This is a genomic window from Mycobacterium sp. 1245852.3, from assembly GCF_001669335.1.
GTDB classification, from domain to species: domain Bacteria; phylum Actinomycetota; class Actinomycetes; order Mycobacteriales; family Mycobacteriaceae; genus Mycobacterium; species Mycobacterium europaeum_A.
This window is the reverse complement of record NZ_LZLL01000249.1, coordinates 1-8,643: the sequence shown is the minus strand read 5'-3', so window position 1 is coordinate 8,643 and position 8,643 is coordinate 1. Positions and strand designations below refer to the sequence as shown.

The window sequence follows — 8,643 nt, the reverse complement described above, 5'->3', positions numbered from 1 at the left end:
CGAGCGCACCGCGATGATGCCCAGACGCCGCCGTACCCGCGCCCAGGACCGCGCCGCGCGCGTGGCCACCGAACGCCATCACAACCGCATGGCGCGTGCGCTCGAAAAGCCTTCTCGCACTTGGGCTTCTGCGTCGACCCACGCCGTCGGCGACGGGGAACCGCCGCCCTTCTAAGCGTTATTTTTTGCTGGGAATAATGATGACGACAATCAATGTCAGGATCGAGAAGAACAGTCCAAGAATTCCCCAGCCCAGCGGATTGCGGCCCTTCATCATGGCGATGACTCCGCAGATTATTGCGGCGATAATGCTGCCGATAGCGACGAAAATTCCCTTGATGCCACGGAGGATGAAGCCGGCCGCGACCGGGTCCGAACTCGCCAGAATCACCTGGTGCAACATGACAGGTCCTTTCGTGAGGGGCCCTGGAATAATACCCGCGTAAATGTCACGCAAAACCGAAACTCGATTCTCCGCACCGCGTTAACCGCCCGGATAACCGCGGCGCACCGTGCGGTCGAGAATTCCAAAGTCGCGCGCAATGCATCCTCGGACAAAACGGGGAAAATGGCAGCCATGTGAACGACGAACTTATCGCCCACGCCGCACCGCATCGCCGTCGGTGCCTTGAAGCGTAGGGGCGATACGGTCGCTGCTCACTGTACGACGGTCCCGTGCTTGACTCGATCTCGAACGAATGTTCGAATGGTTGATATGCGGTGGGCGAATCAGGCCGTCGCGGTCAACGGGACACCGGTCGAGGATGGGGCGCTGCCGGGGCTGCAGCGCATGGGCTTCCTGCGCAGCGTGCGCTCGCCGCAGTTCGATGGCATCACCTTCCATGAGGTGGTGTGCAAGTCCGCGCTCAACAAGGTGCCGAACGCGTCGGCGCTGCCGTTTCGCTACACCGTCAACGGCTATCGCGGTTGCTCGCACGCCTGCCGGTACTGTTTCGCCCGGCCCACCCACGAATACCTGGAGCTGGACTGCGGCAACGACTTCGACACCCAGGTCGTCGTCAAGACCAACGTGGTTGAGGTGCTGCGTCGCGAGCTGCGCCGGCCGTCCTGGCAGCGCGAGACCGTCGCCCTGGGCACCAACACCGACCCGTACCAGCGGGCCGAGGGGCGCTACGCGCTGATGCCGGGCATCATCGGCGCGCTGGCCGAATCCGGCACGCCGCTGTCGATCCTGACCAAGGGCACGCTGCTACGGCGCGACCTGCCGCTGATCACCCAGGCCGCGGCGCAGGTTCCGGTCTCGGTGGCGGTGTCGCTGGCCATCGGCGACCCAGAGCTACACAAGGACGTCGAGCCCGGCACGCCCACCCCCCAGGCCCGGCTCGGTCTGATCAGCGCTATCCGGGGCGCCGGGCTGGACTGTCATGTGATGGTCGCGCCGGTGCTGCCGCACCTCACCGATTCCGCCGAGCACCTCGACGGGCTGCTCGGCCAGATCGCGGCGGCCGGCGCCACCAGCGTCACCGTGTTCGGCCTGCACCTGCGCGGCTCGACCCGGGGATGGTTCATGGCGTGGTTGGCCCGCTCGCATCCCGACCTGGTCGGCCGTTACCGCGAGCTGTACCGGCGCGGTGCCTACCTGCCCCAGGACTATCGCGAAACGCTGCGGCGGCGGGCCGCGCCGTTGATCGCCAAGCATGGGCTGGCTGGCGACCATCGCCCGTTCGCCCGGGCCGCCTCGGCGGCGCCCGCACCGAAACCGATTCAGCCGACGTTGTTTTGAGCTTCGGGATCGGCGTTTCGCAGCGCCCGTCTGCGGGGGAACGCGACGAAATGCCTTGTGCGCTCGGTGTCTTCGGTGATGTCGTGCAGGCGGGCGGTGAGCAGATCCCGCAGCAGCAGGTGACCTTGTTCCGCGCCGTCCGGTGACAGGACGCGCAGCGCGTGGCCGCCCGATTCGGCGAGGACGTTGGCGGCATGCCGCAGGGTGTCGCGGGTGCTGACGCTGCCGCCGGTGGGCACCGGCGACGGCTCGGGATGCATGACGTCGGCCACGAAGAACGCTTCCAGCGGATCGGTGGTGTAGTCGCGGGTCAGGTGCAGGCCGCGCCGGGCGATCTTCTCGGTCAGCACCGATCGGTCGAGCATCAACACCGACGCCGCGTAGGCCGTGGTCGAGGCCACGATCAGGGGAAGCAGCGCGGGCCAGGCATGGGTGAGTTCGAGGGTGAACACGACGCCGGTCAGCGGCGAGCGCATGACGCCGCCCACCACGGCGGCCAGCCCGAGAATCGCCCAGAACCCCGGGAACACGTTCGGCAGGCCCTGGCCCACCAGGGCTCCCAGCGCGCCGCCGATCATGAACACCGGCGCGAGCACACCGCCCGAGGTGCCCGAACCCAACGACAGCGACCAGATGGCGGTCTTCACGACGAGGATGCCGACGATCAACGACAGGGTGGCGTGGCCGGTGAGCAGCGCGTCGATCACGTCGTAGCCGACGCCGAGCGCCCGCGGCTCGATCAGCCCGCCCGCGCCGATCACCAGCCCGCCGATCGCCGGCCACCACATCCAGTGGATCGGCAGGCGCGCGAAGGCGTCCTCGGCCAGGTACACCAACCGCGTCGCGGCGATGGCGACCACCGCGCCGCACGCCCCGATGAGGAGCGCCAGCAGGTCGATCTTCGGTTCGACGCGACTCAGGTGCCCGACGTCGACCGGGAAGACCGGGTTGCCGCCGAGAATGAACTGGCGCACGACGGTCGCGACGACGACCGCCGCCGTCACCGGAATCAGGCTGCGGGGCCGCCATTCGAACAGCAACAGCTCGACCGCGAGCAGGATGGACGCCAGCGGCGAATTGAACGTGGCCGCCATTCCCCCGGCGGCCCCCGACACCAGCAGGATCTTGCGCTCGTCGGCGGTCAGATGCAGGTGTTGGGCCAGGATCGACCCCAGCGCCCCGCCGGTCATGATGATCGGCCCCTCGGCGCCGAACGGGCCGCCGGTGCCGATGCTGATCGCCGCCGAAACCGGCTTGAGGATAGCGACTTTCGGCTCGACGCGGCTGCCCTGGGTGAGAATCGCCTCGATCGCTTCCGGCATGCCGTGACCGCGGATCTTCTCCGAGCCCAGCCGGGCCATGACGCCGACCACCAGACCGCCGGCGACGGGGGCGCCCAGCAACAACCACCACGGATGGGGGTGCGATCCCGGTGCCACCAGGTCGACCGCCCAGCGCTGGTAGAAGACGAGGTTGGTGACCAACCCGATCAACCGGAGCAGGCACCACGCCGCCCCCGCGGCGAGCGCTCCGATCGGCACGGCGAGCGCCGCGGTCAGCAGCATGCGCCGATCGACCACGAAGTCCGCCAAGCGTCCCCCCACGGGCGGACCGGGCGATTCAGCCATTTTCGAAGTATTTCACAGGGATAAAATCCGCCGCGGTCACGTTGCTGGGACGGGCTAGCGGGCCCTGTCGCCGCGCGGCTTGGTGAGCGTGAACTGGTCGATGACGGCGACTTCGCCGAACGGGCCCCGCAGCGCGTAGTGCGTCGCCTTGATCGACGTGTTGCCACCGGGTTGGCCTGGGTCGACCTCGAAAGCCGCGAAACCGTAGGGGTTCTCGCGATCGCGGAACGCCGACCACGGCGCGTCCTCGATGACGTAGATGGGCGCCTTGCGGCGCAGCGCGGGGTCGAAGGCGCCCACTCCGGTGACCACTCGGCACCGCGGCTCCGGGAAGAACATCGCGTTGCTCGGGGCCGACGTGCCGCCGCCACCGATGACGAGGTGCACCGTTCCCCGGCTGGCATCGATCAGATCGATTCGCGTGTCGACGGGTATCGGCGTGCGGGTGTCGGTGCCCAGCGCGCCGCGCAACGGATGCGAGCGTTCGTAGTGGTGTTCGTGGCCGCACACCACCAGATCCACCTGGTACTGGTCGAACAGCGGCAGCCATTCCGCGCGGATGCCCAGGTCGGCTCCGTTGGTCTTGTCGGCGGTCGAGATCGCGGTCTGGTGCATGCACACCACGATCCAGTCGACGTCCGGATCGCGCCGGGCGGCAGCGAGTTCGTCTGCAAGCCAACGCTTTTGTTCGCCACCGGAGTAGCCGTGCACGTAGAAGTTGCCGCCGTCCTGGAAGGCGACGTCGTCGTTGCTCAGGCTGATCACCCGCACCGAACCGGCGGTGAACGAGTACCACATGCCACGGGTTTCGGGGCTCGACCCGGAATCGGGCACCGCGAAGTAGGTCTGATAGGCGCCGTAACCGATTGGCCCGTTGCCCAATTCGTTCTCGTGATTGCCCGCCGCCGGCATCCAGGGCCGGTAGCGCGCCGAGCGGGTGTTGTTCTCGAACCAGTTCGACCAGGTGCGCACCCGATCCCGGGCCAGGTTGGCGTAACACAGGTCGCCGTTGATCAGATTGAACAGCGGGCCCATCCGTTCGATCGCCATGGTGGTGTCGGCGGCGGCCGGCGAGCCGATGTTGTCGGTGGCGTAGCTGCCGTCGGGCATCTTGGCCAGCGCCGGAGTGGACTGGTCACCGAAGCTGGTGAACAGCAAGGGCTTTCGGCCCTTCGGCGCCGTACGGACGGTGCCCTGCTCCGGTTCCGCGCCGTCGTGCAGCGCGGCGTACACGTAGTCGGTGTCCGGCGTGAGGTCGGTCAGCCGGGCATGGTTGACGCGAACTTCGGTGCCGGACTTCGCGTCCCGGTAGGTGCGGGTTTCGGCGGCCACCGTGCTGCCGAAGCCCGATGTCGGTGTTCCGAGCAGGACGCGCGGATTGCGGACCGCGTCGGTGGTGTGCCAGGACACCACCACTTCGGTGCCGGCGTTCTCGCCGAACTGCAGGTGCAGCCCACCGACAGGTGGTGCGCCATGTCGGTCGGGCTGCAACCAGGCCGTCGGGCCCTGCGGACGGGACCACAGCAGCGTGGCGCCACCGCCCAGGCCTACGCCGAGGGCGGCCGAGACCGCGCCGGTGGTCAGCAGTCGGCGGCGGGTCACCACAGTGGGGTCTTCGCGCATGCTTGCTTCATACCGGAGCCGGCGACCAGGGGCACAGCTGCGGCGTAAACATCGAACCGTCGCTAACGAATCCGGTAGCGTTTTCGATATGACGAACGTGCACAGGACAGCGAGCGCGATCTCAGCGACAATTCTGGCCGCGGCCGCGGGGGCGGTACTCACGTCGGCGACCAGCTATGCGGACCCGGCCGGTCACCAGGTGACCTACACGGTGACGAGCCCCAACAACGTCACCGCCAACGTCTCCTACGTGAACGCCGATCCGCCCAGTCAGGCGGCCTTCAACGCGGACCCGTCGAAGTTCTCGACCAGCGTGCAGGCCCCGCTCAGCGCCGGCGCGCCGGTCACCTACACCGCCACCCTGGCAAACCCGAACCAGTTCGCGAGCATCACCGCCAGCGGCATGCTGCACTGGCCGGATTCGGGCAACGGCCCGGCCCAGTTCCATTGCGAAATCGCCGTGGACGGTCAGGTGGTGGTCCAGCAGGACGCGACCACCACCGTCACCTGCCGGCTCAGCTAGTCGGGACCAGGGCCGGTGCGCTCCCGGGCTCGGCGTGCGCAACGACGACGACCTCGGCGCTCTCGGCGCCGACCGCCCGGATCTTGTGGCTGACCGACGCGTCGAAATAGGCGCTGTCGCCCGGCCCTAATGTGAACGTCTGGTCCCCATAGTCGAGTTCGACCGTGCCGGCGTGCACGAACATGAATTCCTGGCCCGCATGCTCGGGATGGGGATCCTCGGCCAGCTGCTGTGTCGGGCGAACCACGAACGGCGACATCGACTTTCCCAACAGTGACGGCGCCAGCACCCGATAGCGGCCGCCGTCGCCGTCGCCGGCCCGGTCCACGGTGATCTTTTCCTGAGCGGCCCCGGCGGAGAACAGCCGCCCGACGTCGACCTCGAGCGCCCGGGCGACCTTCAGGGCCACCGCGATCGAGGGAGTGCTCTGGCCCCGTTCGATCTTGGACAGATAGCTCTTGGTCAGGCCCGTCTGCCGGGCGAGTTGCTCGAGGGTGAGGCCGCGCTGTCTGCGGACGGGGCGCAGCAGTGCCGTCACGGGGCCTCCTATGACACAAGGTTTCCTAAGCTGCTACATTGTGTCACATGGGCAGCACGTTCACCGAATCGAAATCCGAGTTGATGCGCCGGGCTGCCGAGCAGTTGACGGCGAACGTCGCCGATTCGCAGTTGACCACGCGTCAGAAGCTGGCGTTGACCTGTCGGGCGCTCTTTGACGCCGGGCACGACTCGGGGCTGGCCGGACAGATCACCGCCCGCGCCGAGGCGGCGGGCACCTACTACACCCAGCGGCTCGGCCTGGGGTTCGACGAGATCACCGACGCCAACCTGCTGCTGGTCGACGAGGACCTCAACGTCCTCGACGGCGATGGAATTGCCAACCCCGCCAACCGTTTTCACAGCTGGATCTATCGCGCCCGGCCCGACGTCAACTGCATCGTGCACACCCACGCGTTCCACGTCGCGGCGTTGTCGATGCTGGAAGTTCCCCTGATCGTCTCCCACATGGACACCACCCCGCTCTACGGCGACTGTGCGTTCCTGCCCAAGTGGCCGGGGGTGCCGGTCGGCAACGAAGAGGGCGAGATCATCACCGCCGCCCTCGGGGACAAGAAGGCCGTCCTGCTGGCGCATCACGGCCACGTCATCGCGGGGGCCAGCGTCGAGGAGGCTTGCTCGCTGGGGATCCTCATCGAGCGCGCCGCCAAACTGCAGCTGGCCGCGATGGCCGCCGGCACCGTCCAGGAGCTGCCCGCAGAACTGGCCCGCGAGGCCCATGACTGGACGCTGTCGCCGCAGCGCAGCCGCGCCAACTTCGCCTACTACGCCCGCCGGGCCCTGGCCCGGCATCCCGACGTGTTGACCAGCTAAGGAGCCGCCCTGTGACCGAGCCCAAGATCCACGGCATCATCGCCTACCCGGTTACGCCGTTCGGCGACAACGGGATTGACACCGAACGGCTGGCCGCGCTGGTCGAGCGGCTGGTGTCCGCCGATGTGCACGCGATCGCGCCGCTGGGCAGCACCGGCGAACTGGCGTACCTCGAGGAACCCGAGTTCGACGCCGTCGTCGACACCACCATCGCCACTGTCGCCGGGCGGGTCCCGGTGATCGTCGGCGTGTCGGATGTGACCACCGCCAAGACGATTCGGCGCGCCAGCTACGCGCAGCGGGCCGGGGCGGACGCGGTGATGATCCTGCCGGTGTCCTACTGGAAGCTCACCGAGCGGGAGATCTTCCAGCACTACCGCAGCATCAGCGACGCCATCTCGATCCCCATCATGGCCTACAACAACCCGGCCACCAGCGGTGTCGACATGCCGCCCGAGTTGCTGGTGCGGATGTTCGAGGGCATCGACAACGTCACGATGGTCAAGGAATCCACCGGTGACCTGACCCGCATGCACCGCATCGCCGAACTGTCCGGCAACCGGCTGCCCTTCTACAACGGCAGCAACCCGCTGGTGCTCGACGCCCTGAAGGCCGGCGCGTCCGGATGGTGCACGGCCGCACCGAATCTGCGGCCACAACCCTGCATCGACCTGTACGAGGCGGTGCGCGCACAAGACCTCGACACCGCGCAGAAGCTCTACGACGATCTCCAGCCGTTGCTTACCTACATCGTCGCCGGCGGGTTGGCCACCACCGTCAAGGCCGGCCTGGAGCTGCTCGGCTTCGGAGTCGGCGACCCGCGCGCGCCGCTGCTGCCGCTCGACGAACTGGGCCGCGCCGAGCTGCGGCGCCTACTGGACGTTTAACCCAGATCCGGCGCGGAGAAGGTGTCGCACTTCTTCGGGTCGCCGGTCTGGTAGCCGATGGTGAACCACTTCTGCCGCTGTTCGGACGAACCGTGCGTCCAGGACTCGGGGTTGACCCGGCCGGTGGATTCCTTCTGGATGCGGTCATCGCCGACCGACGCCGCGGCCGAGAGCGCATCGGCAATGTCCTTGTCGCTCAACGGCTCCAGGTATGGCACGCCGGTGCTCTCCTGCTTGACCGTGGAGGCGTAGTGGGCCCAGATCCCGGCGTAGCAGTCGGCCTGTAGCTCGGTGCGCACGCCATTGCCCCCGGCGCCCTGCGCGCCCTGCTGCGAGCGGCCGAGCAGACCCTGCAGCTGCTGCACGTGATGGCCGTATTCGTGGGCGACCACATACTCCTGGGCGAACGGCCCACCGCTGGAACCGAATCTGTCGACGAGCTCCTGGAAGAAGTCGGTGTCGAAGTACGCCGTCTGGTCGACCGGGCAGTAGAACGGTCCCACCGCGGTGGTGGCCGCCCCGCAGCCGGTGTTCACCCGGCCGGTGAACAGCCGGACATGCGGACGGGTGTAACCCGGCAGCAGCTGATGCCACACCGCGTCCACCGAGTTGCCGGTGGCGACCACCCGGCACTGCACGTACTTGTTGGCGTCGGCGCCGGTCTTGCATTGGCTCAGGTCGAAGCCAGGCGCCGAGTACCCGCCGGTGTTGGTCTGCGGGGAGTTCATGACGCGGCCGGGGTCGACGCCCAAAAACAGCGCCCCGATGAGGATGAGCAGCCCCAGGCCGCCACCCCCGAGCAGCTTTTCGAGGTGCTCTCCGACGCCGGGTCCTGGCCGCGGTGGGCGAAGGTGATCACGAAGGTGA

At 67.9% G+C, this 8,643-nt stretch carries 9 protein-coding genes; 4 read left to right on the top strand and 5 right to left on the bottom strand.

The window, feature by feature from the left end; genetic code table 11:
• Window positions 1-178 precede the first annotated feature (178 nt).
• A complete protein-coding gene (locus tag A9W96_RS11045; protein WP_066861033.1) occupies window positions 179-403 on the bottom strand; it encodes a deoxyribodipyrimidine photolyase in 225 nt (74 codons plus the stop codon).
• A gap of 312 nt (window positions 404-715) precedes the next feature.
• On the opposite strand from A9W96_RS11045, the gene A9W96_RS11040 reads away from it, so the two are divergent.
• Window positions 716-1,744 (top strand): Rv2578c family radical SAM protein, encoded by a 1,029-nt coding sequence (locus tag A9W96_RS11040; RefSeq protein ID WP_066861029.1) that lies wholly within the window; start codon window positions 716-718, stop codon window positions 1,742-1,744.
• Here the strand turns inward: A9W96_RS11040 and A9W96_RS11035 are convergent.
• Window positions 1,726-3,372 (bottom strand): chloride channel protein, encoded by a 1,647-nt coding sequence (locus A9W96_RS11035; RefSeq protein ID WP_067139714.1) that lies wholly within the window; start codon window positions 3,370-3,372, stop codon window positions 1,726-1,728. The genes A9W96_RS11040 and A9W96_RS11035 overlap by 19 nt on opposite strands.
• A gap of 54 nt (window positions 3,373-3,426) precedes the next feature.
• Window positions 3,427-4,995 (bottom strand): metallophosphoesterase family protein, encoded by a 1,569-nt coding sequence (locus tag A9W96_RS11030; protein WP_067139711.1) that lies wholly within the window; start codon window positions 4,993-4,995, stop codon window positions 3,427-3,429.
• 88 nt (window positions 4,996-5,083) lie between these two features.
• On the opposite strand from A9W96_RS11030, the gene A9W96_RS11025 reads away from it, so the two are divergent.
• Window positions 5,084-5,518 (top strand): hypothetical protein, encoded by a 435-nt coding sequence (locus A9W96_RS11025; protein ID WP_066861023.1) that lies wholly within the window; start codon window positions 5,084-5,086, stop codon window positions 5,516-5,518.
• Here A9W96_RS11025 and A9W96_RS11020 read toward each other — a convergent pair.
• The gene (locus A9W96_RS11020) at window positions 5,511-6,056 is read right to left on the bottom strand and encodes a helix-turn-helix domain-containing protein (protein WP_067139708.1); all 546 of its coding nucleotides are present in this window, start codon (window positions 6,054-6,056) and stop codon (window positions 5,511-5,513) included. The genes A9W96_RS11025 and A9W96_RS11020 overlap by 8 nt on opposite strands.
• A gap of 47 nt (window positions 6,057-6,103) precedes the next feature.
• On the opposite strand from A9W96_RS11020, the gene A9W96_RS11015 reads away from it, so the two are divergent.
• Both A9W96_RS11015 and A9W96_RS11010 read left to right on the top strand, forming a co-directional pair.
• Window positions 6,104-6,889 (top strand): aldolase, encoded by a 786-nt coding sequence (locus tag A9W96_RS11015; protein WP_066861016.1) that lies wholly within the window; start codon window positions 6,104-6,106, stop codon window positions 6,887-6,889.
• An 11-nt stretch (window positions 6,890-6,900) separates the two neighbouring features.
• Window positions 6,901-7,776 carry a dihydrodipicolinate synthase family protein gene (locus tag A9W96_RS11010; RefSeq protein ID WP_067139701.1) on the top strand — a complete coding sequence of 292 codons (876 nt, stop codon included), beginning with the start codon at window positions 6,901-6,903 and terminating at the stop codon, window positions 7,774-7,776.
• Here A9W96_RS11010 and A9W96_RS11005 read toward each other — a convergent pair.
• Window positions 7,773-8,643 (bottom strand): neutral zinc metallopeptidase (locus A9W96_RS11005; RefSeq protein ID WP_231999655.1); only part of this gene is annotated, 871 nt, incomplete at its 5' end. The genes A9W96_RS11010 and A9W96_RS11005 overlap by 4 nt on opposite strands.

Coding starts and splice junctions, on each gene's coding strand:
- A9W96_RS11045 (WP_066861033.1), bottom strand. CDS start 403: ATGTTGCACCAGGTGATTCTGGCGAGTTCGGACCCGGTCGCGGCCGGC.
- A9W96_RS11040 (WP_066861029.1), top strand. CDS start 716: ATGCGGTGGGCGAATCAGGCCGTCGCGGTCAACGGGACACCGGTCGAG.
- A9W96_RS11035 (WP_067139714.1), bottom strand. CDS start 3,372: ATGGCTGAATCGCCCGGTCCGCCCGTGGGGGGACGCTTGGCGGACTTC.
- A9W96_RS11030 (WP_067139711.1), bottom strand. CDS start 4,995: ATGCGCGAAGACCCCACTGTGGTGACCCGCCGCCGACTGCTGACCACC.
- A9W96_RS11025 (WP_066861023.1), top strand. CDS start 5,084: ATGACGAACGTGCACAGGACAGCGAGCGCGATCTCAGCGACAATTCTG.
- A9W96_RS11015 (WP_066861016.1), top strand. CDS start 6,104: ATGGGCAGCACGTTCACCGAATCGAAATCCGAGTTGATGCGCCGGGCT.